Origin of the sequence: Pedobacter rhodius (assembly GCF_027213645.1) — a bacterium.
In the GTDB taxonomy this organism is placed as follows: Bacteria; Bacteroidota; Bacteroidia; order Sphingobacteriales; family Sphingobacteriaceae; genus Pedobacter; species Pedobacter rhodius.
Window position 1 is genome coordinate 350,968 of record NZ_JAPWGL010000001.1, and the last position, 26,336, is coordinate 377,303.

22 protein-coding genes and 4 tRNA genes are annotated in these 26,336 nt (G+C 35.6%); 20 read left to right on the plus strand and 6 right to left on the minus strand.

Going from position 1 to position 26,336, the window contains the following annotated elements; all coding sequences use genetic code 11:
- The first annotated feature begins 31 nt into the window (after positions 1 to 31).
- The 6 genes from O0931_RS01680 (at position 32) to O0931_RS01705 (ending at position 7,634) form a co-directional block, all read left to right on the plus strand.
- Entirely contained in the window at positions 32 to 322 is a 291-nt protein-coding gene (locus O0931_RS01680; RefSeq protein ID WP_269413828.1) for a hypothetical protein, read from the plus strand.
- Positions 323 to 354: 32 nt separating this feature from the next.
- Entirely contained in the window at positions 355 to 645 is a 291-nt protein-coding gene (locus O0931_RS01685; protein ID WP_269413829.1) for a cell division protein ZapA, read from the plus strand.
- Positions 646 to 970: 325 nt separating this feature from the next.
- Complete coding sequence (rny, locus tag O0931_RS01690; protein WP_269413830.1) at positions 971 to 2,542, plus strand: ribonuclease Y; 1,572 nt, start codon at positions 971 to 973, stop codon at positions 2,540 to 2,542.
- A gap of 133 nt (positions 2,543 to 2,675) precedes the next feature.
- Positions 2,676 to 3,191: an Mpo1 family 2-hydroxy fatty acid dioxygenase gene (locus O0931_RS01695; protein WP_269413831.1), complete on the plus strand. Its 516-nt coding sequence runs from the start codon at positions 2,676 to 2,678 to the stop codon at positions 3,189 to 3,191.
- Between the two features lie 150 nt (positions 3,192 to 3,341).
- A complete protein-coding gene (locus O0931_RS01700; protein WP_269413832.1) occupies positions 3,342 to 6,098 on the plus strand; it encodes a TonB-dependent receptor in 2,757 nt (918 codons plus the stop codon).
- Between the two features lie 81 nt (positions 6,099 to 6,179).
- A complete protein-coding gene (locus O0931_RS01705) occupies positions 6,180 to 7,634 on the plus strand; it encodes a hypothetical protein (RefSeq protein WP_269413833.1) in 1,455 nt (484 codons plus the stop codon).
- A 56-nt stretch (positions 7,635 to 7,690) separates the two neighbouring features.
- Here the strand turns inward: O0931_RS01705 and O0931_RS01710 are convergent, their stop codons facing one another.
- From O0931_RS01710 to O0931_RS01725, 4 genes are all read right to left on the minus strand, one after another.
- A complete protein-coding gene (locus tag O0931_RS01710) occupies positions 7,691 to 8,014 on the minus strand; it encodes a hypothetical protein (protein ID WP_269413834.1) in 324 nt (107 codons plus the stop codon).
- 288 nt (positions 8,015 to 8,302) lie between these two features.
- Complete coding sequence (locus O0931_RS01715) at positions 8,303 to 8,578, minus strand: hypothetical protein (protein WP_269413835.1); 276 nt, start codon at positions 8,576 to 8,578, stop codon at positions 8,303 to 8,305.
- A gap of 118 nt (positions 8,579 to 8,696) precedes the next feature.
- On the minus strand, positions 8,697 to 9,905 hold the full coding sequence (locus tag O0931_RS01720; protein ID WP_331283616.1) for a hypothetical protein: 1,209 nt from the start codon (positions 9,903 to 9,905) through the stop codon (positions 8,697 to 8,699).
- A gap of 122 nt (positions 9,906 to 10,027) precedes the next feature.
- Positions 10,028 to 10,846: a 1-acyl-sn-glycerol-3-phosphate acyltransferase gene (locus O0931_RS01725; protein WP_269413836.1), complete on the minus strand. Its 819-nt coding sequence runs from the start codon at positions 10,844 to 10,846 to the stop codon at positions 10,028 to 10,030.
- Positions 10,847 to 11,351: 505 nt separating this feature from the next.
- Between O0931_RS01725 and O0931_RS01730 the strand changes: the two genes are divergently transcribed.
- Positions 11,352 to 11,963, plus strand: coding sequence for a hypothetical protein (locus O0931_RS01730; protein ID WP_269413837.1), 612 nt, complete (start codon positions 11,352 to 11,354; stop codon positions 11,961 to 11,963).
- A 364-nt stretch (positions 11,964 to 12,327) separates the two neighbouring features.
- Here O0931_RS01730 and O0931_RS01735 read toward each other — a convergent pair whose 3' ends face one another.
- Positions 12,328 to 14,079: a bifunctional lysophospholipid acyltransferase family protein/GNAT family N-acetyltransferase gene (locus O0931_RS01735; RefSeq protein WP_269413838.1), complete on the minus strand. Its 1,752-nt coding sequence runs from the start codon at positions 14,077 to 14,079 to the stop codon at positions 12,328 to 12,330.
- Between the two features lie 94 nt (positions 14,080 to 14,173).
- On the opposite strand from O0931_RS01735, the gene O0931_RS01740 reads away from it, so the two are divergent.
- The 3 genes from O0931_RS01740 to O0931_RS01750 all read left to right on the plus strand — a co-directional run bounded on the left by O0931_RS01740 (position 14,174) and on the right by O0931_RS01750 (position 16,867).
- Positions 14,174 to 15,073, plus strand: coding sequence for a ComEA family DNA-binding protein (locus O0931_RS01740; protein ID WP_269413839.1), 900 nt, complete (start codon positions 14,174 to 14,176; stop codon positions 15,071 to 15,073).
- 229 nt (positions 15,074 to 15,302) lie between these two features.
- On the plus strand, positions 15,303 to 16,457 hold the full coding sequence (locus O0931_RS01745; RefSeq protein WP_269413840.1) for an acyl-CoA dehydrogenase: 1,155 nt from the start codon (positions 15,303 to 15,305) through the stop codon (positions 16,455 to 16,457).
- Positions 16,458 to 16,690: 233 nt separating this feature from the next.
- Positions 16,691 to 16,867 (plus strand): DUF6496 domain-containing protein, encoded by a 177-nt coding sequence (locus tag O0931_RS01750; protein ID WP_269413841.1) that lies wholly within the window; start codon positions 16,691 to 16,693, stop codon positions 16,865 to 16,867.
- Between the two features lie 55 nt (positions 16,868 to 16,922).
- Here O0931_RS01750 and O0931_RS01755 read toward each other — a convergent pair whose 3' ends face one another.
- Positions 16,923 to 17,309 (minus strand): hypothetical protein, encoded by a 387-nt coding sequence (locus O0931_RS01755; protein ID WP_269413842.1) that lies wholly within the window; start codon positions 17,307 to 17,309, stop codon positions 16,923 to 16,925.
- 519 nt (positions 17,310 to 17,828) lie between these two features.
- Here O0931_RS01755 and O0931_RS01760 point away from each other — a divergent pair.
- The 10 genes from O0931_RS01760 (at position 17,829) to tuf (ending at position 26,295) form a co-directional block, all read left to right on the plus strand.
- Positions 17,829 to 21,002, plus strand: coding sequence for a SusC/RagA family TonB-linked outer membrane protein (locus tag O0931_RS01760; protein ID WP_269413843.1), 3,174 nt, complete (start codon positions 17,829 to 17,831; stop codon positions 21,000 to 21,002).
- Positions 21,003 to 21,018: 16 nt separating this feature from the next.
- On the plus strand, positions 21,019 to 22,470 hold the full coding sequence (locus tag O0931_RS01765; RefSeq protein WP_269413844.1) for a RagB/SusD family nutrient uptake outer membrane protein: 1,452 nt from the start codon (positions 21,019 to 21,021) through the stop codon (positions 22,468 to 22,470).
- 193 nt (positions 22,471 to 22,663) lie between these two features.
- The gene (rpsU, locus tag O0931_RS01770; protein ID WP_056871296.1) at positions 22,664 to 22,858 is read left to right on the plus strand and encodes a 30S ribosomal protein S21; all 195 of its coding nucleotides are present in this window, start codon (positions 22,664 to 22,666) and stop codon (positions 22,856 to 22,858) included.
- 138 nt (positions 22,859 to 22,996) lie between these two features.
- The gene (locus O0931_RS01775; RefSeq protein ID WP_269413845.1) at positions 22,997 to 23,881 is read left to right on the plus strand and encodes a phage lytic cycle repressor MrpR family protein; all 885 of its coding nucleotides are present in this window, start codon (positions 22,997 to 22,999) and stop codon (positions 23,879 to 23,881) included.
- Positions 23,882 to 23,895: 14 nt separating this feature from the next.
- Positions 23,896 to 24,243: a ribosome hibernation-promoting factor, HPF/YfiA family gene (gene hpf, locus O0931_RS01780; protein WP_269413846.1), complete on the plus strand. Its 348-nt coding sequence runs from the start codon at positions 23,896 to 23,898 to the stop codon at positions 24,241 to 24,243.
- A gap of 232 nt (positions 24,244 to 24,475) precedes the next feature.
- Positions 24,476 to 24,548: transfer RNA gene (locus O0931_RS01785), tRNA-Thr, on the plus strand.
- A gap of 37 nt (positions 24,549 to 24,585) precedes the next feature.
- A tRNA-Tyr gene (locus O0931_RS01790) sits at positions 24,586 to 24,671 on the plus strand.
- Positions 24,672 to 24,750: 79 nt separating this feature from the next.
- Positions 24,751 to 24,823 (plus strand) — tRNA-Gly (locus O0931_RS01795).
- 86 nt (positions 24,824 to 24,909) lie between these two features.
- A tRNA-Thr gene (locus tag O0931_RS01800) sits at positions 24,910 to 24,981 on the plus strand.
- Positions 24,982 to 25,107: 126 nt separating this feature from the next.
- On the plus strand, positions 25,108 to 26,295 hold the full coding sequence (tuf, locus tag O0931_RS01805; RefSeq protein WP_056092819.1) for an elongation factor Tu: 1,188 nt from the start codon (positions 25,108 to 25,110) through the stop codon (positions 26,293 to 26,295).
- Positions 26,296 to 26,336 lie beyond the last annotated feature (41 nt).

The window sequence follows — 26,336 nt, forward strand, 5'->3', positions numbered from 1 at the left end:
AATTTAAATTCGTATTTTTAGAAATAAATTCATGACTTCTGTTGCAGATCAATTAGATAAAGTACTACAAAAAACAACGCGGGTAATCGAGTTGTGTAATGCTTTGCAGGAAGAAAATGATTTATTAAAGCTTGAAAATCAATCGTTAAAAGTTGCGTTTGATACTTTTAAAGGCAAACATGCAGAACTTGAAGAAAAACTACGGGTTACTAAACTTGCCAAAAGTATTGAGGGTACAAGCGAAAAGTCGCTTGACATTAAACAAAAAATTAACGATTTTGTGCGGGAGATTGATAAAAGTATCGCATTGCTTAAAAAATAAGTAATGGGGCAAAATCAGAAACTAAGCTAACAATGGGAGAAATCTCGATTAAGATAACCATTTCCGACCGTATTTACCCGTTAAAGGTGAATACAGAAGAGGAAGAAATTGTGAGACGGGCAGCAAAAATGATCAATGAGCGCATAAAAGATTACCAGGATAATTATGCGGTCAGAGATAAGCAGGATCTTCTTTCTATGGCGGTATTGCATTATGCAACTGCGGTATTGAGAACAGAAAATAAAGTACAAAACCAGGATACTGCTGTTGCTGATAAAGTTGAGGAATTAGATGGTTTATTAAACGATTTCTTTTCAAAATAAGGTACGTTCTTTATAATTATTTGTCATCCTGAACATAGTGAAGGATCTGTAAAAGATGAGTCTTGGTTTTAAAAACCGCTTTATCAATATAGATGCTTCGTCACTCAGCATGACAATAATTTATAGCATAAAAACATAGCCGCGGCTAGTTTTTTGAGTTTCAATTTTATAAAACTTAACACTTCAATATCTATGGGGTTAAGAGGGCGTATTTCATCTGCTTTAGCACCTGAAAATGGCTTAAATCCCAATTATGCTTAGTTGAGGTTTAAAATGATGAGACTTTAAGAAATTAGCTGCGGTTTTTTTTTACTTAAAAAACAAAATGGAGATAACGGAGATTTTAGGATACATATTTGCCTTAATAGCAGGCTTAGGTATCGGTATAGCAGTAGGCAGGTTCCTGCTGCGCAACTTACTTAAACAGCAGGAAGTTGCAGCACAAAACAAGGTAAAAAAGATTTTGAAAGATGCAGAGAACAATGCAGAAATCTTAAAAAAGAATAAACTTTTAGAAGCAAAAGAGAAATTTTTGCAATTGAAAGCAGAACACGAACAAGAAGTAAACGCTAAAAATAATTCCATAAACCAGCGCGAAAACACGATGAAGCAGAAAGAGCAGTCGGTGAATCAGCGCATGGAAAATTTTAATAAAAAAGAAGCTGAACTTGATAAACAAAAAGTTCATTTAGAAAAACAAACGGAGCTTGCTGTTAAAAAACAGGAAGAAGTAGAGCTTTTGAAAAATCAACACCTTAAGCAACTGGAAACAATTGCCGGCCTTTCTGCTCAGGAGGCTAAAGAGCAATTGGTCGAAAACCTGAAGCAGGAAGCCCGTACGCAGGCCATGATGCAGGTTAAAGATATTGTTGATGAAGCCAAGTTAACAGCAAGTAAAGAAGCTAAAAAGGTTGTTATCCAAACCATTCAGCGCACGGCAACTGAGGCCGCAATTGAGAATTCTGTATCTATTTTTCATATCGAAAGTGATGAAATTAAGGGTCGTGTAATTGGTAGGGAAGGTAGAAATATCCGCGCATTAGAAGCGGCTACCGGTATCGAGATAATTGTTGACGATACTCCGGAGGCAATTATTTTATCAGGTTTCGACCCGGTACGAAGGGAAATTGCCCGTTTGGCTTTACACCGTTTGGTAACCGACGGACGTATTCATCCGGCTCGTATTGAAGAAATTGTTGCTAAAACCAAAAAGCAGATCGAAGATGAAATTGTAGAAATAGGTGAACGCACTGTTATCGATTTAGGTATTCATGGTTTGCATCCGGAGCTGATTCGTATGGTTGGGCGTATGCGTTATCGCTCATCTTACGGGCAAAATCTTTTACATCACTCGCGTGAGGTGGCAAACTTCTGTGCTACAATGGCGGCAGAACTTGGCTTAAATGCGAAGATGGCTAAGCGTGCTGGTTTATTACACGATATCGGTAAAGTGCCTGATGATAATCCTGAATTGCCACACGCTATTTTAGGTATGCAACTGGCAGAAAAATATAAGGAACATCCTGAAATTTGTAATGCGATTGGTGCCCACCACGATGAAATTGAAATGACTTCGATGATTTCACCAATTATACAGGCGTGCGACGCAATTTCTGGTGCTCGTCCGGGTGCGCGTAGAGAGGTGGTAGAAAGTTATATTAAGCGCTTAAAAGATTTAGAAGAACTGGCGCTGTCTTATCCTGGCGTGGAAAAAACTTTTGCCATTCAGGCAGGTAGGGAACTGCGTGTTATTGTAGAAAGCGAAAGAATTACGGATGCGCAGGCAGAACTATTAGCAGCAGATATTTCAACCCGCATTCAAACGGAAATGACTTATCCTGGTCAGATTAAGGTTACCGTAATCCGTGAAACCCGTTCGGTAGCTTTTGCGAAGTAATTAAAATGACGCCTCGGTTCGTGTCCTCACGAAACGAAATTATAAATGGTTTGCGAAGACACAACCATGGACAAGATTCTAATAAACAAATTAAAAGCGATGGATATTCCATCGCTTTTTTTATTTTTACATAATGAGCAAGCAAACCAAAAAAATTGAAGTAAAACGTCCTGTAGATCTTTATTTTGATAAATACCAGGAAAGCCATAACAACCACACCAACGAAACCATTCATTGGGTTTGCGTGCCGCTTATTATATTTAGTTTATTGGGCTTAGTTTGGTTAATACCCTTTCCTCACCTGGGTTTTTTAGGAAAATACAATGGTTTCGTAAACTGGGCATCATTTTTAATTGCCTTCTCTATCTATTATTATTACCGCCTTTCGCCGGTACTATCTTATATGATGTTAATTTTAGTGTTCTTAATGAGCTGGGGAATTGTATCATTAGAAAATTGGGAGAAAATTGGAGGACCTGCGGTTTGGTTAGTTTGTTTAGTCATTTTTGTGGTTGCATGGATTGGACAGTTCATCGGGCATAAAATTGAAGGGAAAAAGCCATCTTTTTTAGACGATGTTAAATTCCTGTTAATCGGGCCGATATGGTTATTACACTTCATTTGCAAGAAAGTGGGTATTAAATACTAAACCAGTAGTTGATCACATTAAATTAACCTTTAGCTAAACAAAGCTTAATTAACATCTAACATATAGCTAACATTGTGGTAATAGCTTTGCCTAAAATTAAATACAGGCAAATTGAACTCACTCAAACTTTTTAAAAGCGCAGCATTCACAATGCTGGTTTTATTCTTAAGCATAGCTGCTTATGCTCAAACAGGCAAAATTTCAGGAACTGTAAGCGATAAAAAAACCGGAGAAACTTTAATTGGCGTAACGGTAAAAATTAAAGGTACTACTAAAGGCGTTTCAACTGATGTAGATGGAAAATACACGCTTCAGGCCATGGCGAATGGAAAGTATACGCTAGAGTTTTCTTATGTTGGTTATCAAACAAAGGAAGTTTCAGATGTTGAAGTTAAAGCACCTGCGGTTACAAATTTAAGTGTAATCCTTAGTGAGGCAAGCGGACAAAATCTTGGTGAAGTTGTTGTAAAAGCAAGTTATAAACAAGAATCTATAAATACTTTATATGCTCAACAGAAAAATAGTGCTTTAATTTCTGATGGTATCTCAAGCGAACAAATCAAAAAATCGCCAGATAGAAATACTTCGGATGTTTTGAAGCGTGTTAGTGGCGCAACCATTCAGGATAATAAATTTGTTATTGTTCGTGGTTTGAGTGATCGTTATAATACGGCAACGCTTGATAACTCTACTTTACCGAGTACAGAAGCAAATAAAAAAGCATTCTCTTTCGATATTGTTCCATCTAACCTAGTTGATAAAATTACCATCAGCAAAACGGCAACGCCCGATCTTCCTGCAGATTTCGCAGGTGGTGCGGTTCAGATTGTAACAAAAGATATTCCAGATCAAAATTTTCTCTCATTTGGTGTCGGATATGGTTATAATAGTCAATCAACTCTTAAAGATTTTTCGGCAACAAAAAAGAATGTCCAGAATTATTTAGGATTTGAAGATGGTTCGAAACAGTTGGCCGAAAACTTTCCAAGCAGCGAGCAGGTCGCTAAAGGAACGTTATCAAGTGCTAAAAATATTGCGGCGCTAAAATCATTGCCTAATGATTTAACAGTGAAAAATAGGCCTGCATTACCAACTCAAAATTATCAGTTAAGTTTGGGCAGGGTAAAGCATTTTGAAAGCGGTAATACATTCGGTGCTTTAATCTCAGCAACTTACAGAAATGCACAAACAATAAATCAGGATGTAGAGCGTAATTTCTATGTTTATAATTACACCGATAACCAATATAGGTTTTCCACCAACTTGGGTGGTTTGGCGAACTTTGCTTATAGCTTTGGAAAGAATAAGATTAGCTTTAAAAATATTTACAACAGAAATTATGATGATACCTATGCCGAAAGAACAGGTATAAAAGACGGGAACTCTTTAAACAGGTTTTATGCGTACGACATTATGCAAAAATCACTTTTCAAAACGACCTTAGAAGGCGATCATCAAATTGGTGAAGGTAATAATAAATTAAAATGGACGGCTTCATATAGCAATATCGGTAACAATCAGCCAAATCAATTAAAAATTAACTATACAAAACCATTAGCTGCTCAAAACGACCCAAGTGTATTATATCAGGCGAATATTACTTCATTAGGTAAGGATAATACAAGATTATTCTCCGATTTAAATGAAAACATTTATGCGGGCGATGTAAACTACAGCACGCCGTTTAAATTATTTGATGCTTCCACAACTTTTAAAGTTGGCTTGGGTTCTCAATATCGCGACCGTAATTTTACTGCACGTTTTATCGGTGCTGAGTTAATTACAAACAATGCTGATTTGCAAACGCAAATCAGAAGCTTGCCGGTTAATCAAATATTCTCTCAATCCTTATTTGAATCAGGTGTTTACAGACTTGCAGAAGTTGGTGGTGAACTGGATAGCTACAAAGCAAATTCATTTACGAACTATGGTTATGTAATGCTAGATCAAAAGTTTGGTGAAAATTTCAGAGCAGTTTATGGTGCAAGAGTAGAAAGCTACAACGTAAAAGTGATGAGCATCAGTAAAACTTATGTTGATGATTCACAAGTTGATGTTTTGCCATCTGTAAACTTAACTTATAGCTTAACTAAAAAAGCAAACTTACGTGCATCTTATTACCGCACATTAGCAAGACCAGAATTTAGAGAGTTATCTCTTTCATCATATTATGATTACGAATTGTTAGGTAACATCACTGGTAATCCGAACTTAAAGCGTTCATTAATTGATAACGCAGACATCAGGTATGAAATTTATCCGGAAGCTGGTCAGTTGTTCTCGGTATCTGCTTTCTACAAACACTTTACAAATGCAATCGAATCTTATCGTTACGATGTGTTATCAACACCAGATGTTTCCTTCTTCAATACACCGAAGGCTTATACCTATGGATTGGAGTTTGAGGGTAGAAAAAATTTAAACTTTGTAAACGAGAGCAACTTTTTTAAAAATACTACTGCCTATGTTAACTTATCATTAATCAAGTCGAAAGTTACAAATCCTACTGATCAGAACTATATTGATAAAACACGCCCGATGGTTGGTCAATCACCATATGTTATCAACGCAGGTTTACAGCATAGTGCTTTAGAGAATAAACTTAATTTCAATATCCTTTACAATAAAATCGGTAGAAGAATTGTTCAGGCGAGTGGCATCAACTTTCCAAGCACCTGGGAAAACCCAAGAGATGTAATCGACCTTCAGGTGAGCTATAAAGTACTCAAATCAAAAGGTGAACTTAAATTAAATGCCGGAGATATCCTTAACCAAAGAAGTATAATTTACTTTGACTATAATGGTGATAAAAAATATAATGGTAGTGTTGGAAATGGTGGCGACGAGACTTTTTCATCTTACAGGTCTGGTACAAATATCTCGTTATCATTTAACTATACCTTCTAGTCATTAACAATATGGTAACAGGATATTAATCCTGAAGAAAAATTAAAAATCTCTATTTGTAAAAAATTTAAAGCAAAAAAAATGAAAAACCAATTTATACTACTTGCCTTATCAGTAGTTTTATTTTCAACTTCTTGTAAGAAGAATGTAATTGTAGAAGGACCATCTACAGAAACACCAGGTGGTTCTACAACAAGTGTTGTAGAGGTTAGTGGCGAGATTTCCGCAAATACTACATGGTCTGCAAGCAAAATTTATTTATTAAAAGGATTCGTTTTTGTAAGCAATGGCGCCACATTAACAATTGAGCCTGGAACAATCATTAAAGGTGATAAAGCAACTAAAGGTACTTTAATTGTAACTCGCGGTTCGAAAATTAACGCTACAGGTACAGTAGATAAACCAATCGTTTTTACATCGGCTTTAGCTTCGGGTGCTCGTAGCCAAGGTGACTGGGGTGGTGTAATTTTATTAGGTAAAGCGCCGGTTAATCAAGGTACGGATGTTAAAATTGAAGGTGGTTTAGTTCAACCAACTGGTAAAGACGAAAAATTATACATCTATTATGGTGGTACTGATGCAGCTGATAATTCAGGAACAATGAAATATGTGCGTATAGAATATGCAGGTATCGCTTATTCAGTTGATAATGAGATTAATGGATTAACAATGGGTGGGGTTGGTAATGGTACTACACTTGATTATATTCAGGTTTATCGTTCTGGCGATGATGCTTTCGAATGGTTTGGTGGTACAGTAAATGCAAAACACTTATTGGCTATCGGTACCTGGGATGATGATTTTGATACAGATTTCGGATATTCAGGAAATGTTCAATTTGCTTTAGCCCAACGTGTTTCTACTGTAGCAGATCAATCTCAATCTAATGGTTTTGAATCTGATAACAATGCAACAGGAACTGACCAAACACCTAAAACATCTGCTGTGTTCTCAAATGTAACTGTGTTAGGTCCGATAAAAGCTGCTGGTGGTTCTTTCAATGCAAACTTTTACCATGGTGCTCAAATTCGTCGTAATTCATCTATCAGTATTTTAAACTCAGTAATTTCTGGTTTCCCAATCGGCTTATATATTGATGATACTAAAGTTGTAACCGCTAATTCCACGTCAGCTAACTTTACCAGTGGTAGCATGGTAATTGCCAATAACTTAATTTATGGTACAAAAACAACAGAAGTTAGCGTAAGTAATGCTGCTGCTGCTGCTGCGATTGAAGCTAAATTACGTTTAGACAATACATTCGCTCAAACTACATTTGCCTCTGCATTATACGCTAATCCTTATTTATACTTTAGCGATTTCGGTTCAGGTGCTACTTTAGGTACAGCAGGTTTCACATTAGCGGCTAATTCTGTAGCTGCAACAGGTGCAGCCTTTACAAATGCTAAAGTTTCCAATTCTTTCTTTACACAGGTTGCCTACAAAGGTGCTTTCGGTACAGAAAACTGGGCATCTGGCTGGGCTGAAGTTGATGCGCAAACATTAGCTTACACAACTCCGGGAGCCGTTAAATAAAATATAATAATTCAATGAATAGAAAAGCCGGACATTTTGTTCCGGCTTTTTTTATTTTATTCTGAAACTTCCTTCTTAACCGGAGCTTTTGCTTTCGGTGCAACTGTTTTAGTTGTTACAGGCTTTACCGCTTTTTCTTTTGCTACCGGCGGTAAAATTTTATCTTCTTTAATAAATGACGTTATTGAATCTTCAGGCGTAACAATGCTTATTCGCTTTGAAAGTTGTTTAGCAAACTTTTCAATAACTTTATCCGCTTTTTTTGCTTTGCCAAACTGGCCCACCGTTTCGTTAATTGCTGCTGCTAATTTGGATTCTAAGTCTTTACGTAATTTTTTGCTGGTCGAATGATTTTTCGACTTTGATTTATTCTTTTTCATTTAACTAATCAGGGATTTTTTCAAAGATAAAATATCGAATTGTTAAATTAATATTATGATTATGTTAACAGGTTTGTAAGTGCTTAACAAACAACTAATTTTAAATAATATTTAATTATCTGTTATAAGTTAAAACTTTGACTACGCACCTAGATTACTTATCAGAACAGCAATTATTCTTTTGGCACTTCTAATTTTATTTCTACTCAGAAACAAGAAAGATGAAAAAGATATAATCCAGGAAAATTCAGAATACGAAAGCTAACAGGGAGGTAAAATCTGATTAATTTAAATCTCGGAACCTTTTGCAATGGTTCCACCCATATCTAATGCGCTTTGAAATTCTTCCAGATACTGAAGTAAATGCCGCTCAGCTGTGGCGAAAGACGTAAATGAGGCTGATGGTTCGTAGGCATCAGCACTGTTGTGGTTTTTATAATATAAACTTGTTTGAAATACAAAAACATCTTCCTTGTTTATTGGCGACATAATCCTGGCCTTTATCGGGTTTGAATGTATTTCAGTGAAATATTCTTTTAAAACACTATAGATTACAGGCTGCATGGCAAATGATTTTTTGAATTGAAACTAAAAATAACCTAAAAAATGACAAATGCACCTTTGTTATTAATTTGATAACTTTTAGTTAATGTTAAATTAACATGAATTTAAAACCGGGAGGCTATTTTGAAGGATCGTAATTATAAACAACTTTATAATCTGCATTTTTCAGTTGAGCAGAAAGTTGTCCGATTTTTAAATCCTGCAATTGAGGTGTCGGCTCACAGAATATATATTTTTTCCCATTGTAGATAAGAAAATCACCTTTTACAGGCTGATCAAACTGAACGGCCATGGTTAAATGGGTAGGGTATAGGAGCGCAACCATGGGTAAGTTGTAAATTTCTTTTACCAGATAAAAGAACAAAGCAGCCCGGTCATCACAATCGCTATATTTAGTTAATAAAGTTTGTTCCGGTGATAAATGTTTCTCTTTGCCAAAATTATCCTGGTCGTTTTCATATAAAAAAGCATACCTGGTAAACCGCATTAAATAATCAACACCTTTTTTTTGGTCCATTTTACGGACATTGTTTTTAAGCATCGGAATCAGGGAACTATACGTTTCCCTGCTTAATGGGATGTTGAAGTAAGACTCAAAATCGACACCCGGATAATTAGCGAAAATCGCCTGAACATCATTATTAACTTTTAACTTAAAATGATAGGTTTTTTGCTTGTAACTGAAATCAACGGCCTTTTCGATGTAACTTTCAGGTTTAAAATCAGGCATTCTGGTCACCTTATATGAGAATGCATTTTTACCCTCCGGAATTGAAATGTTTACCGGTTTGTAGGCATTGGCTTGTTTAAATAGTTTTCCATAATCGTGATAATTAAGGCACATATATTTTTTATCATCAATCATAAAGAAAGGGATGTCACTTATATCTTCGTCATTTTTTACATAGAAAATAATTTGTTCATTGCCTACAGCTAACCTGGCATCGTAACCACATTTATTAAGTAAAAACCATTTGTACATCGTGTAACGGCTATAATTTTCAGCCTTCGGACTAATTTGTTCCGCCGTTTTACGGATAAGCTGATAATAAATCCAGTCATTTAATTTATACTTTTCCTTATAGGCAGTTAAGGATGAAATTAGACCAGCATAATTTCCGGTACTCATCTCATTGTAGAAATTTTTTATGGTTTCTGAAGTGGCTGCTCCAGGTGTATTAATTACAATTGATGAATCTAAACTAAAATTAAAAGTGCCATTGTAGAATTCAAATGAGTAATTCTGAGCATCCGCCTTTACAAACGAAAACATCAGGCAAATGCATAAAGCTGCAATGGAAGAATATTTATAAGCCCTTGTTTTCAATTTAATATATTTGGTAATATTAAATTTACATATAATTAATAATAAATCAACAATTTCTTTATGTAAACCAATGTGAGGTTTTTTAACGTTGATTTAACTTTACTAACTTTCAACAAGATTGTTTATCCGCGCTTCTCATCGCCCAGCGCATATAAATTTGCCCTGATGTATTTAAGCATCGAGATGTTACATTCTTTCAAAGGGATTTCACTTGGGAATATGGGCTTTCCGATACTGATTTTAAGCACATGGCCATTTTTATTAAAAAGTTCGGAAATTAGTTTAGCAGTTTGTAAAGATGGATGGATAAATTTTAGCAAACTAAAGAATAACCCATTATTGCCGTGAAAGTAAACCGGTAGAATCGGGACGTTTGCTTTAGAGATTATTTTGCCCACAACAGGATGCCACTCCCTGTCTGTTATTTTTCGGGTCTTTATTTTAAAGGAAGAAACTTCGCCGGCAGGAAAAATAGCAACAGGAATGCCGTCTTTAAGGGTTTTTAACGTAATTTTTAATCCGCTTATGCTCGAAGTATCCTGAATATTTTCAAAAGGGTTTACCGCAATGATACATTTCTCCAGATTAGGAATCTTTTTTAAAAGAAAATTACCCATAAACATGCTTTCTGGCCGGAGCCTGCCTAAAGTACTTAATAAGGCAAGAGACTCTATTGCGCCATACGGATGGTTGGCAAGGGTTATGAAGGCGCCATTTTTAGGAATGTTTTCTATTTCTTCAGCATCTATATCCACTTTAACCCCCAGTGTTTTAATCAGATAATCAGCGAATGGAGCACCTTCAAGTCTATCTGCATCTCTGATGATGGCATTGAAGTGGTCTATCTTCATGATGCTCATCAGAAAAGAAGTTAGTCCGGGGATGGGGATATGGCAAAGACCGGTTGCTTTGGAAAAATCTGACTTGGATATAAGTGTCATAAAATTGCTTAATCTGATTGTATTTTATTTCAAGAGGGCAATATTTTAAATATCAAATACAAGGAGGGGAAGCTTTTTTGATTTTATAAAGCTAAGCGATGCTTATATGGAATAGCTAAAGATAACAGAATAATGTTAACTGAGAAGTTTTTTAACCTTATCGTCAAATTCTATTGATTCAATTATAAAAAAATCATTTTACAAGAATGTTAAGGTAAAATGGTAAAAATAATTGACTTAAAGCGCTGCCTGAAAGAAAAATTGTAAAGGTTAAAAACATTGATATTTCTGATTCAGTATTATGATATGATACAGAATAATATGATACAGATGGCAATCATGATTGAAGCCAGTTTATAATGAGGTGACTTTGTTCATCCGAATGACGCGGGATGTGCAGTAAACAATAAATATATTCGCTATGTATTGCAATCTTTAAATCTTTTACCAGAATAATTATAAATATTAATTTATCTTTCATCCTGTTATAAACAAATATCATTTTATGGATGACCTTTCCTTACAAAGAGTTAGAATTTTGATAAGAGATACAATGCGTAGAATTGAATCTATTTCAAATTTTGAATATGAGGTGTTTATGAAAGAAGGTGCGAAAGGACTAAGTATAGGTGTAGTGATGGAATACTATTGTCAGCAAATAGAAATTTTAATTATAAAATGTTTGATATTAGTTGAGAAACGCGGCAAACACTCTATCTACCATTTCTTAAATATCATTAATGAAGATAATAATATCTCGTTAGAGCAAAAACAAGATATTGCAAATAAAGTAGAAAGTTTTGAAAAAGAACATGGTGAATTTCTAGTAGATGTAAAATTTGCCAGAGATAAATCAATGGTGCATTTAGATGAACTAAAAGCCAAAGAATTGAAAGGTTATATTGGTATTACGCTAGACCATAGATATCTATTGTATGATTTAGATAACATTTATTCTGACATCTTTAAGTTACTTGGAATAACATATTCAACTAAATTTAAAAGAAGTCAGCAAGATATAGAATATGTCAAAATGATGAAATTGTTTTATGCAGCTATTTTGACTGTACCAGAGTTAAAAGAAGATTTCTGCCTTTCAATTAAACATAAAAATTAACCGGCAATTAATCCTGTTTCATTGAGCCAATAATATTTATAGATAAACAAATCCATCATATTAGATACAAAAGGCTTACAAAGTCTAGATTAGAAAGTGAATTATAGTGTTTGGTAATACCTACATGTTCGATGATACAACAGTAAAGAGGGTGATTCACTAAAATGGAAAAAAATTGTTTTGAAGCGTTGCCTAAAATAAATATTGCAGAGGTAAAAACGTCGATTTTATAATGTCCTGTTAACATTCTGATAATGTAATAGCCCCATATTTGTGCCATAAATATTTGGTTAGTATTTATAAAGTTTAGGTTAGTTGATAAGAAAAAACCCGGATGGATATCCGGGTTTTTCTGATTTAAATGCTATAAGTTTTTGCCTAATTTTTCCAGCATTTCAGGTGGGATGTTGTGGGTATCTACGAGTAAAAATCCATCAAGGCAATCCGAAAATTTAGGGTCAATGTTAAAGGAAATAATTTTTGCGTTAAGATTCATGTATTGTCTTAAAAGTACCGGGATTTTGATGTGCGAATTTTCTATATCGCCAATAATACTATCCAAATCTTTAAAAGAATCGCTGCTATCCACGAGTGTATCAGTGGAAATTGGTAATAAGTCGGCTTTAAATTTATTTCTTGGCTTTACATATTTAGCCATTTCATAATCGAAATGGTTTTTGGTAATGTAATCTACAATAAGTGCTTTACTGAATTTTGAAAAACTATTGCTGATGCTTACCGGACCAAACATGTAGCGGTACTGCGGATTATCAATTAAATATTTTAAAATTCCCTTCCAGAGTAAAAAAAGCGGTAGCGGCTTACCCTGGTATTCTTTTCTAATCCACGAACGGCCCAGCTCAATACCTTGTCTGAGCATCGGATAAAACTGGTCTTTAATTTTAAATAGTTCGGAAAGGTAAAAACCACGGCGGCCCATACTTTCTAAAATTTCATCGCCTTTACCAATACGGTAAGCGCCTACAATATTTTCCAGTTCTTTATCCCAGATAAACAAATGATTGTAATAGATGTCATAGTTGTCCAGATCAATCTTCTTGTTTGTTCCTTCGCCGACCTCCCGAAAAGTAATTTCTCTCAAACGGCCAATTTCCCTTAAAATATTAGGGATTTTCAAGGTCGGAACAATATAAACCTCATAGTTTTTTTCTGTCCATACATTAAAATCTTCTAAGTTGGCAACTTCTTCTTTGATCAAAACCCTCGACGTTTCCTCAATGATTTCAGCAGGCTTTTTTTTGATTTTAAATAATTTGAGCGGGTTAAAAAGTTTCTTTTCGGTATCCAATCCAACACCTAAGGCATAAGTGCGGGCCCTTAAAAAGTCCATCAACTTATTGGTTTTGTTCATGTGCGAAATCTCATCAAGCCCGATTGCCTTGCCAATTCTAACCCGAATGGTACGCCCGTGTTTATTTAAAAATTCCGAAGGTAATTTTGCGGTGCGGAGCGTTGGATGGATGAAACTTAAAATATTGAAAAACACACCATTATTGCCATGAAAATATATGGGTATCACAGGCACTTTTGCCTTTGCTATCAGTTTCCCCACTACAGGATGCCACATTCTGTCGGTTACTTGCTGGGCATCTAATTTAAAAGTAGATACTTCACCTGCCGGAAAAATCCCTATTGGTGTGCCATTTCTTAACAAGTCGAAAGTCGTTTTTAATCCGCTGATGCTTGAAGAATGCTGAACGTTTTCGAATGGATTTACGGCAACGAAAAACTCATCCAGGTTCGGTATTTTCTTCAAAATGAAATTAACCATAACCTTCGCATCCGGGCGAACCGTGCATAAAAGTTTAACCAGTGCAAGGCCTTCCACGCCACCGTAAGGATGGTTTGCAATGGCGATAAATGGTCCAGTTTTGGGTATGCTGTTTAATTCATCCTCATCGAAATCAATAGCAACACCAATGGTTTCCAGTATTTTATCTACAAACTCTAAACCTTTAAAATGCTGATTCTGAGAGAAAACATCGTTGATGTCGTTCAGCTTCATGATTTCCATCATTAAACCTGCCAATCCAGGAACGCCCAACTTATCTATTTTCGTCGCCTTCGCAAATTCTGAGGTCGTAATAATTTTCATAAGAATAATTAGCTTGTTGATATGCAGAACAGTAGTTGTTTTTGCAATCCCAAAAATAAGATTTATATTTATAATACACGCTTAATATCACACAATGAGAATCTGGCTCAGTAAATACTTTGGTTTCAGTAAGGGTGAATTCAATGGGTTAATGCTTTTGATTCTGATAATTGCATTTTTAAAATTTCTGCCGTTAATATATAATTATTATAGGCCGATAGAAAAAGATGACCCAAATCTGTTGGCTTCCATTCAAAATATAAAGTTTACGGATGAGCAAAGTTATCTGTACACGCGCGATAAAATTGAAAGTTCAAACCATAAACCAATATCGAAGTTATTCAAATTCGATCCCAATACAATAGATGCTGAAGGCTGGCAGACATTAGGGTTATCATTAAAGCAAGCGCAGTCTATCCTGAATTATCGCAATAAAGGGGGGAAGTTTTATAAAGTAGAAGACCTTCAGAAAATGTATACGATAGCTCCTGAAATGTATAAAAAACTTCTGCCTTATGTTGAAATAGAAAATCAGCACCAGGTATTTGCTAAAAAGGATTTTCAATATGAGAAAAAGGAATACACAAAAAAGGCATCGGTTATTGTCGAAATCAATCAGGCCGATTCGGCAGGATTAGACGAAATAAAAGGTATTGGACCAGCTTTCGCTACCCGGATTTTGAAGTACAGGACGCGTTTGGGCGGTTTCTATAAAAAAGAACAGCTTATGGAAGTTTATGGTTTAGATTCGGTGAAGTATGCCGAGATAAAAGACCAGATTTCTGTTGATCCATCTGAAATAAAAATAATAAATATTAATTCTGCAGATTTTAATGCATTAAAAACCTTCCCGTATTTGTCTTATAAACAAATTAATGCCATTCTGCAATACAGAAAACAGCACGGCAAATATGCTAATGTAAACGATTTAAAAAAGGTTGCCATTTTAACCCCTCAGGTTATAGATAAGGTGTTACCCTATCTTTCATTTTAACTTGTTATTGCTGGTTTGCCTGTTTTATACCGGTATGGATAATTAATGTTTAAGTTTTTTAAAAAATAAATAAAAAACTTTTGTCAGTTTTTATCAACGTTTAAAATTAGTGTATAAACTAATTGAACCGAATACCATTTCATTCTGTACTTGTGCGAATTTTTAATGGTAAATAACTAGAAAATAATTGTTTATCATTGCCGCAACTAACCCATAAAAAATATAATTAATGAGCGTAAGCTATAATTTTTCAGAAACTGAAACCCAGGTAAATGTTAAGGCGATGGTTCGGGATTTTGCCGAAAAACACATCCGTCCAAATATTATGGAATGGGATGAAGCACAAACTTTTCCGGTAGAATTGTTTAAACAATTAGGCGAACTGGGTTTAATGGGTGTTTTAGTTCCCGAAGAATACGGGGGTTCAGGTTTAGGTTACCAGGAATACGTTGATGTTATTGTAGAAGTAGCGAGGGTATGTGGTTCGATAGGTTTATCCTTAGCGGCACACAATTCACTTTGTACGGGGCATATTCTGGCATTTGGTAATGATGAACAAAAACAGAAGTGGCTACCAAAACTTGCAACTGCTGAATGGATTGGTGCCTGGGGTTTAACGGAAGCCAATACCGGATCGGATGCTTTAAGAATGATGACGACTGCCATTGAAGATGGTGACGACTATATCATTAACGGTTCAAAAAACTGGATTACCCATGGTAAAAGCGGAGACATAGCCGTTGTTATGGTACGAACCGGTGAGCAGGGAAGTTCGAAAGGAATTTCTGCGATAGTTGTAGAACGGGGAACGCCTGGTTTTTCAGCAGGTAAAAAAGAAAATAAGCTGGGCATGCGTGCATCAGAAACCACGGAAATGATTTTTGATAATTGCCGTGTGCCAAAAGCAAATTTACTCGGAAACGTGGGTGAAGGTTTTAAACAGGCCATGAAAGTTTTGGATGGTGGCCGTATTTCAATCGCGGCATTGGGATTGGGGATTGCTAAAGGTGCTTTTGATGCAGCGGTTTCGTACTCAAAACAACGCCAGCAGTTTGGGCAACCGATTTCGAGTTTTCAGGCGATAAGTTTTAAACTGGCAGATATGGCCACGGAAATTGAAGCCGCAGAATTGCTGATTCGCCAGGCTGCGGATTTAAAAAACAGGCACTTGCCCATGACAAAGGAATCGGCAATGGCTAAATATTTTTCATCGGAAGTTGCCGTAAAAGTAGCTACCGAGGCGGTTCAGATTTTTGGTGGTTACGGTTATACCAAAGATTTTCCGGTAGAAAAATTTTATCGCGATAGTAAATTATGCACCATAGGCGAAGGCACATCGGAAATTCAAAAGATTGTTATCGCAAGGGAAATATTATCTAAGTAGAGGGTTTTAAGATAGAGGATTTAAGGCTTTATGCATTGAACCTTATACCTTTTAAACCTTCTGCCTTCAACCTTATTAAAAACCAAATATATTATGAGTAATCCGGACGGTTTAACTACCTCCGGATTTTTTTTGTTTAAATTTTCAAAACCAATCTTTTCAAAGTAATGTTTTTACTAGATACTAGATACTAGATACTAGATACTAGATACTAGATACCAAATACTAAAAACATGGCAAAATATTCAGAAAAAGCAGGTGAGAAAGTAGCTGAAACCATGCACGAAATGAAAGAAGGAAAGCTAAAGAGTGGTTCGGGTAAAAAGGTGACTTCTAAAAAACAAGCTATCGCTATAGGTTTATCAGAAGCCAGAAAAGAAGGCGCAAAACTTCCAAAAAAGAAGGATTAACGATATATTATTGAAACTATATCTTAGAATTAAGTTTTCCCTAAACCTCTAAACCCTACTGTGGCAAATCTTTAACCGAATATATACTATCTACTACGTATACTGAAAAACCTCTCCAAGGCAATGTGTTTTTGTATTCTTTATAATGTAATTCAAAAAATTTGCCGCTATTTGCCATCATTTTCTCTGCAATTGCTTCATTTGCAATGGAAAATTCAAATTCATTGTTTTGAAGTGTTCCTGTTTGTCGGGATTTTATACCACTCTGAATCAATTTCCCTTCGTATGTTTTAAACATGTAGCCTTTTTTAACTACATAATTTAATTCGCCGGCTTTAACCCCTTCTCCAAAAACAAAGAAATATTTGTAGTACGCTAAAGCGGCAATAATTAATATAACCAAAATCAAAATAATGGATATTGTTTTTTTTCTAGTTGTCATTTTAAATTATTTATTAATTAAATGTATGAAAAGAATGGAACAACTTATTTGAAAATAAGTTTGGAAATTCTAATTTTTTAAATTAATTAATTTAAGACTTAAATTTTACTTCAATTACATGTTTTTCTTAATTATTTACTATTGATTTTTAAGTATTTAACATTTTTTTTAATTAAAATGTAATAAAACTAATTTATAAGTTGTATTATTTTATTTTATTTAGATTTTTAGTGTATTTTTTATTCTTCTTTTCGTTAAAAATTTTGTTTTTTTAAAAAATCAAACCTAAAACAAACTAATTTCATAATGTATTTTTAATTTTTAACTAAAAAATATTTAATTTTTTTAGTTTTTTATTGTAAAAATATTTATTTAATATTTTTTGTTTAAAATCAGATAAGGATTTTCATGTGTTTTTAAGTCTTTTAGGCTTATTGATTGATTTTATAGGATTGATTTTGTAAATTAAAATACAATTTCTCTAAATAAATACTAAATCATAACCTAAAATTAAAATTTATGAAAGAAAAACTACTCGTTTTATTCCTTTTTGTTGGGCTTAGCTTCGCTGTTCAGGCACAACAAAAGAAAATTACAGGAAAAGTAACTTCAGCTAAAGATGGTTTACCCATTCCCGGAGTTTCCGTTTCGGTACCCGGAGCCAGAATTGTAGCTCAAACGGGTGCCGACGGCATTTATTCTATATCAGTTCCCGGTGACACCAAATCCCTTATTTTTCGTTTCGTAGGCTTCACAGCCAAAACGGTTCCAATTAACTCATCTACTGTGAATGCTGCTTTGGAAGAAGAAAGCAACTCACTAACTGATGTAATCGTAACGGGCTATTCAACCTTCAAAAAGGCTGATAATATCGGCTCAATATCAACAATATCAGGAAAAGAATTCGAAAACAAACCAATTCAGAGTTTCGATCAGGCATTGGGTGGTAAGGCAGCTGGTGTTCAAATTACCATTCCAAATGGTGTACTGAATAACCCGCCGGTTATTCGTATTCGTGGTACAAATTCCATTTCTCTAAGTTCCTATCCGTTAATTATTGTTGATGGCGTTGCTACGTATACCGGTGACGTAAGCGGATCAAGTGCGCCTGGTAATGCATTATCCAGTATCAATCCAAATGATATCGAACGGCTGGAGGTTTTAAAAGATGCAGCTGCTTCTGCAATTTATGGGAGCAGGGGTGCCAATGGTGTTATTGTTATCACCACAAAAAAAGGTAAGCCTGGTAAAGCTGTCGTATCGTATGATGCGTGGGTAAGTTCAACAGAGGCAAGAGGTTTGCCTGTACTTTTAGACGCCTATCAATACACCGATTTAAAAAATGAAGGATTAAGAAATGCCGGTACTTTTGATAATACAAATGCCAACCTGGCCAACAGAAGATATTTTGCGTTATCAAATGATGCTGCCGGAAATGTTATCAATACAAATTGGTACGATTATATTTATAGAACAGGTTTTTCCCATAACAATTCATTAAGTATTTCCGGCGGTAGTGAATCTACCAACTATTATTTATCCGGAAGTTATACCAATCAGCAAGGTATTGTAACCAATAATAATTATAATAGAAAAGCGGCCTTGTTCAAGGTCGACCATAGAGAAGGGAAAATATTTGTTGTGGGTGGTAAAATATCTTATTCTAATGAAGAAAACTTATCTGCAACGTCTACAGGCTCTCTTGCCGGTGAAGCATTCGGTACAGGTGGTTTAGGACGTTTGGCTATTGTAACTGCCCCAAACGTTTCTCCTTATAATAATGATGGAACTTACAGTGTGTTTAATGCAACAACCATTGGAAGAGGCGCAAATGTTGGTTCAGATGTAGGTTTTTATAATCCCGCCGCAGTTTTAAATTTAGATCGTTCAAATAATGAAATTAATCATATTCAGTCTAATATTTACTTACAAGCTAATATTGCACCCTGGTTGTTCGCAAAATCAGTTTATGGTATCGATTATATTTTCTCTGATAATGATTCATTTGCAAATCCTATAAATGGGGGTTCAGCAGCATCGGGAGGTTCAGCGGCAGAAAGTTTAAATAAAAATAAACGATGGGTTTTAACCAATACGATTCAGGCAGATAAAACTTTTGGCGAAAAGCATAACTTCTCTTTATTGTTAGGTAATGAACAACAAAGAAGTACATCATTGGGTTTTGGAGCAAGCAGAACCACCTTATCCGATCCGGCTTTTAATGTATTTGCGGCTGGCTACGCTACACCGGCAGTGAACGTTGCTAATATGGGTGAAAATTACCTGGTTTCGTTTTTTAGCGGATTAACCTATAACTATGGAAAAAAATACTACGTTAATGCAAATATTCGTCAGGATGAATATTCTGCTTTTGGCGCTGATAACAAGAAAGGTGTTTTTTATGGTGTTGCTTTAGGTTGGGAAATTGCCCAGGAAAAATTCTGGTCAAAATTAGGCCTGGATAAAACTTTTACAAGTTTCAAAATCAGGGGTTCATATGGTACAGTAGGGAACACCAGTGGTTTGGGTAATTTGGCTTCTTATTCTTTTTATTCAACCGGTTTATATAATGGAGCATCTACATTAGTTCCAAGTCAAACCGGAAACGATCAAATCGGATGGGAAGAAAGTAAGAAGCTCGATTTGGGTTTCAATTTCGGTATTCTGAATGACAGAATTACAGTAGAAGCTGCTTATTATAAAAATATGCTCGATGGCCTGATTTATAATGTGCCTCAGGTTCCATCGGCAGGTTTACCCAGTACGCCTCAGCTAAACATCGCATCGATGTATAATAAAGGTTTGGAATTAACCGTTAATGCAGAAGCTGTTCGTACACAGGCTTTCAGCTGGTCTCCATCATTTAACATTTCTTATAATAAAAATGAAATTCTTTCTTTGTCAGAAGGTTTAACGCAATTTATTCAAGCAACTTCCAGTTTAGAATCTGCAAGTATTTCCAAAGTTGGTGGTCCGCTTGGTATGATTTACACCGTACAAACTGCAGGTGTAGATCCTGCAACCGGAAGGCGTATTTTTATCGAAAAATCTACCGGCAAAAAAGTGCTTTATCAGCAAGTTGCGCCTGCCGGACAATTCAGGTATTCTTATGAAGACGGTACAGAAGCCAGAAACGGAATTTCGCTTAATAACGACGGCATCGCTTATAAAAATACTCAACCAAAATTTTCTGGTGGTTTTGACAATACATTCAGATATAAGCAGTTTGATTTGGGTTTAACTTTTACCTATCAACTCGGCTTTTATATTTATTATGGTACTAATGCAGGTTTAAGGGATCAGCGTTTCTGGAATAATTCTACTGATATGTTAGACAGATGGACAACCCCGGGACAAATTACGGACATTCCAAAAATCATAAATGGCGATAATGTATCAAACGGTTCTTCTTTTCCAATAGACGTTAACGTGTTTAAGGGCGACTTTTTAAAACTTAGAACGGCGAGTTTTGGCTATACATTCCCAAAAAGTGTGGTATCCAGATTAAAACTATCGAGCGCCAGATTATATGTTAGCGGTAATAATTTAATCATTCTTACCAAATATCCCGGGTCCGATCCGGAAGTGTCTTCTAATGGTAATTCCATTGGCGGGAATGCTTCTCAAGGTGTTGAAAGAAACTCGGTCGGTAACGGAAGGGCTTTTACCGCAGGTTTATCTGTTAAGTTTTAACCAATAAGAAAGAATTATGAAAAAGAGACTATTATATATTACTTATATCACACTAGGTTTATTCACTAGCTGCAAGAAGGAATTATTAACACCACAATCACAAACGGCAGTTGCTACTTTGGATTATGCTCAGTTTTCTACCGTGGGAAGAATCCAGGGGCAGGTTTTAGGTTTATATGCAGGATTAAGAGCCGGTGATTTTTACGGCAGCAGATACCTTGTTTATAATGATTTAAGAGCTGATAATTTTTTAGCTCAAAGTAGTAACTCCGTAACTGCTTATCAAACGTATAATTATACATTAGGTAACGGGGCGCAGGAAGTAACTGATTTTTGGGCTTCCGCCTATAGTACAATTAATCGATGCAATCTTTTTATTGAAGGGATGGCTGCAAAAGGAACATCTGTTATCGGAGATGCAATTTCTAAAAACTACGTAGCAGAGGCCAAACTGGTTAGAGCCATTAGTTATTATAGTTTATTGCAGCTTTATGCCAGGCCTTATTATGACGGACAAGGCTCGAAACCAGGCTTACCCTTGCGGTTAACAGGAAATTCTGTGGCCGGAAATTACGATCTGGCCAGAAGCTCTACAGGTGTTATTTACACTCAGATTTTAAAAGACCTGAATGAGGCAGAGGCTGATTTACCGCTAAATTACGGAACTGTAGCCGTAACCAATACCACCCGTGCGCACCGTAATACGGCTATTGCATTTAAAACACGTGTTTATTTAACCATGCAGCGGTATGCGGATGTTATTACAGAAGCAAATAAAATTGTGAGCACAGCTGCTCCTTTCGTTGCAAGCACGGGTGTTCCGCTGGCTTTACAGAGTGATGTTACCAATGTTTTTAAAACACCTTATACAACCAGCGAATCCATTTTATCCATGCCATTTGTTACCGGTACAGAAGCTGCCGGTGGCCAGAGTGCATTAGGCTCTTATTATTTTGGTGTGAAATTATATTCCTTAAACCCTGACGGGATAATCGGCGATGCTACAATTAAGGCAGCTGATAAAAGAAGATCTTTCGTTACCTTATCAGGAGGGCTGCCTTATTTATCTAAATTTCCAACGCTGGCCGCTGCCGGTTATGCAGATTATGTTCCCGTAATCAGATATGCTGAAGTGCTGCTTAATTTAGGTGAAGCCCGTGCCAGAAGCACAAACTCGCTTGATGCACAAAGTATTGCATTGCTTAACGCCGTAAGAACACGATCGGATGCAACTACAGTATTTACTGCCGCAAGTTTTGCTTCGCCCCAGGCTTTGTTTGATGCCTTTCTCAAAGAAAGAAATATCGAGTTTTTAGGCGAAGGATTACGCAGTCCGGATTTGTTACGTTTAGGATTAACAATACCTGGAAAAGGAAATGTTCCGGCTGTACCACCAACATCTACACAATACATCTGGCCAATTTCCGGTACCGAATTATTGTACAATAAATTAATGACCGACAACTAAAAATCATTTTTTTACTTATGGAAATGCCCTGAAAATTTCAGGGCATTTTTTTTTCTTTCTAATCTGCTATAATACAGTTTATTATATGATAAATTTTTTTGGGTAAAAATTTTTTATTCTTAATATTTTACTTACATTTGCAACCCTTACAATAAGGAAATTTAAAAACCACGAGAGGAGGTATTTCAGCGTTATGATCATTATTAACATTAAAGACGGCGAATCATTAGATAAAGCCCTTAAACGTTTCAAGAAGAAATTCGAAAAAACAGGTGTATTAAGAGAACTTCGTAGTCGTCAGGCATACGAGAAAAAATCTGTAGCTCGTCGTACTGAAATTAAACATGCTGTTTACATTCAAAACATGAACCAGGATACAACTGTATAGTTGTAACATATATAATAATACTAAATGCCTTTAGATTTTTCTAAGGGCATTTTTTTTTTGTAAAAATTTCTGTTAATAATTCCTTAATGTTAAAACTATTAGTAACTTCAATTTTAGTGAAGGACTAATATATACTAAATGTTGCTGAACAGTTTTTTAACCTATCTATCACACGAGAAACGCTATTCTCAGCACACCGTAACCTCTTATCAGGCAGATTTATTGCAATTCCAGGATTATATCCTGAAAACCTTCGAACTTGATGTATTGGAAATCAAGCATACACATGTTCGAAGTTTTATGGTCGATTTAATGGAAAATAAATCATCGGAAAATACGATAAACCGTAAAATATCAGCGTTGCGTAGCTTTTACAAGTTTCTCTTCCGGGAAGGAAAAATTGGTCAAAACCCAATGCTTTTGATAAAAGCACCTAAAATTCCTAAACGCTTACCGGTTTTTGTAGAAACACAAAAGCTGGATAATCTTTTAGATTCAAAAGAATTTTTCAATGAAGGTTTTAATTCAAAAAGAGATCATTTAGTTATAGAACTGCTTTTCGGAACAGGCATACGTTTGGCTGAATTAATTGGTTTAAAAGATACAGATGTTGATTTTTATTCAAATACCATAAAAGTTTTAGGTAAAAGAAATAAGGAACGTATTGTTCCGGTAAATAAACAGCTTATTAGTCAGTTAAATAGCTACATTGAGCTAAAAAAGTTGCAAAACTTTAATAACAATTTTCCTAATTTAATCGTTACCAATACAGGTACTGCGGCTTACCCGAAATTAATATACCGCATTGTAAGTTCTTATTTAAATCTGGTTTCGACTAATGATAAGAGAAGCCCGCATGTGCTTCGGCATAGCTATGCAACAAGCTTACTTAATGCAGGTGCAGATTTGAATGCAATTAAAATGCTTTTAGGGCATGCGAGTTTGGCTGCCACACAGGTTTACACACACAATTCGATCGAAAGATTAAAAACAATTTATAAACAAGCCCATCCAAAGGCGTAAAAAAAGGAGGAAAAATGAAAATCGGAGTTCAATCAATCCACTTCAGTGCAGACAGTAAGTTGTTAGATTTTATACAGAAGAAGGCCAATAAGCTCGATCAGTTTTTTGACCAGATAATTAGTGGTGAAGTGTATTTAAAGTTAGAAAACGTAGAAGATGAAGCCAATAAAATCAGCGAGATAAAGCTGATTGTACCCGGCGGCACCTTATTCGCTAAAGAACAATGTAAATCATTTGAAGAAGCCACAGATTTGGCAATTGAATCATTAAGGAAGCAAATCACCAAGCATAAAGAAAAAACAAGAAAAAAAATCAGTGAGCAAAAAGCGGTTTTAATCGATAGCGAAATATCTGATTACTAAGTAAATATTTTTTTAAATTTTAAATAAAAAATTAGCGGGTTAACAGGCTCGCTAATTTTTTTTTAAATTTATTTTGAATAGAAATATAAATGTGTAGATTTGCATTCCAATTCGGAAAGGGGGTTACCTCAAATAAAGAAATGGATTGTTCTGTGAAAGTATAATATTTTATAAATACGCATTTAATTGTTTAAAAAACCATTTTTTTAAACAATAGCATATAAAAATAAAAGCCTCCTTAGCTCAGCTGGTAGAGCAACTGACTTGTAATCAGTAGGTCATTGGTTCGATTCCGATAGGAGGCTCTTTTATTTTAAGGTGTTCGCATTTTAGGATAAAGTTGGGGAGATTCCAGAGCGGCCAAATGGGACAGACTGTAACTCTGTTATCGCAAGATTTCGAAGGTTCGAATCCTTCTCTCCCCACCAATTGATTTTAGATTGAAAGATTTTAGATTGACGATTGAAACTAATCTTAAATCGTCAATCTAAAATCGTAAATTAATAAGCGGAAGTAGCTCAGTTGGTAGAGCGATAGCCTTCCAAGCTATAGGTCGCGAGTTCGAACCTCGTCTTCCGCTCTTGGAAGTTCATTAGTAATTGGTTCACCGGTTTATTTGTAACCTAATGAACGGATGGACTACTGAACTAATGAGCTGAATAAAAAGCCGACTTAGCTCAGCGGTAGAGCACTTCCTTGGTAAGGAAGAGGTCATGGGTTCAATTCCCATAGTTGGCTCAGGTAAAAGAAGCTTTGTTAAATCTGTTAAATAAACAGAGTAGACAAGGTTTTTTGTGTTGCATTGTATCAAAACAATAAATAAAAAATAATAAAAAGTTAACCTACTAATTAGTTATAAATAAAATGGCAAAAGAAAAATTTGACCGCAGTAAACCGCACTTAAACATCGGTACAATCGGTCACGTCGATCACGGTAAAACAACTTTAACAGCAGCTATTACAAAATGTTTAGCTGATGCAGGTTTATCTGAGGCACGTTCATTCGAATCTATTGACTCTGCTCCAGAGGAAAAAGAAAGAGGTATTACAATCAATACAGCTCACGTTGAGTATTCAACAGCTAACCGTCACTATGCGCACGTTGACTGTCCAGGTCACGCGGATTACGTGAAAAACATGGTAACTGGTGCTGCTCAAATGGACGGTGCAATTATCGTTGTTGCTGCTACAGATGGTCCGATGCCACAAACTCGTGAGCACATCTTATTGGCTCGCCAGGTAGGTGTTCCTTCATTAGTTGTATTCATGAACAAAGTGGATATGGTTGATGATCCTGAGTTATTAGAATTAGTTGAAATGGAAGTTCGTGAATTATTATCATTCTATGAATTCCCAGGTGATGACATTCCTGTAATCCAAGGTTCTGCACTAGGTGGATTAAACGGCGATCCGAAATGGGTTGGTAAAATTATGGAATTGATGGATGCTGTAGATAACTACATTCCAATCCCTCCACGTTTAACTGATCTTCCTTTCTTAATGCCTGTTGAAGATGTATTCTCAATTACTGGTCGTGGTACTGTTGCTACTGGTCGTATTGAGCGTGGTGTAATCAACTCAGGTGATCCGGTTGAAATCTTAGGTATGGGTGCTGAGAACTTAAAATCTACAGTAACTGGTGTTGAGATGTTCCGTAAAATTTTAGATTACGGTGAAGCTGGTGATAACGTTGGTTTATTATTACGTGGTATTGAGAAAACTGATATCCGTCGTGGTATGGTAATCTGTAAACCAGGTTCAGTAACACCTCACACAGATTTCAAAGCTGAGATTTATGTATTATCAAAAGCAGAAGGTGGTCGTCACACACCATTCTTTAACAAATACCGTCCTCAATTCTATTTCCGTACAACAGACGTAACTGGTGAGATTTCATTAGCTGAAGGTACTGAAATGGTAATGCCAGGTGATAACGTTACAATCACAGTTAAATTGATTAACGCAATCGCAATGGAAAAAGGTCTGCGTTTCGCTATCCGTGAAGGTGGTAGAACAGTAGGTGCTGGTCAGGTAACTGAAATTTTAAAATAGTTCCCCAAACCCCTAAAGGGGCTTAAGGAAAATAAGAAAGC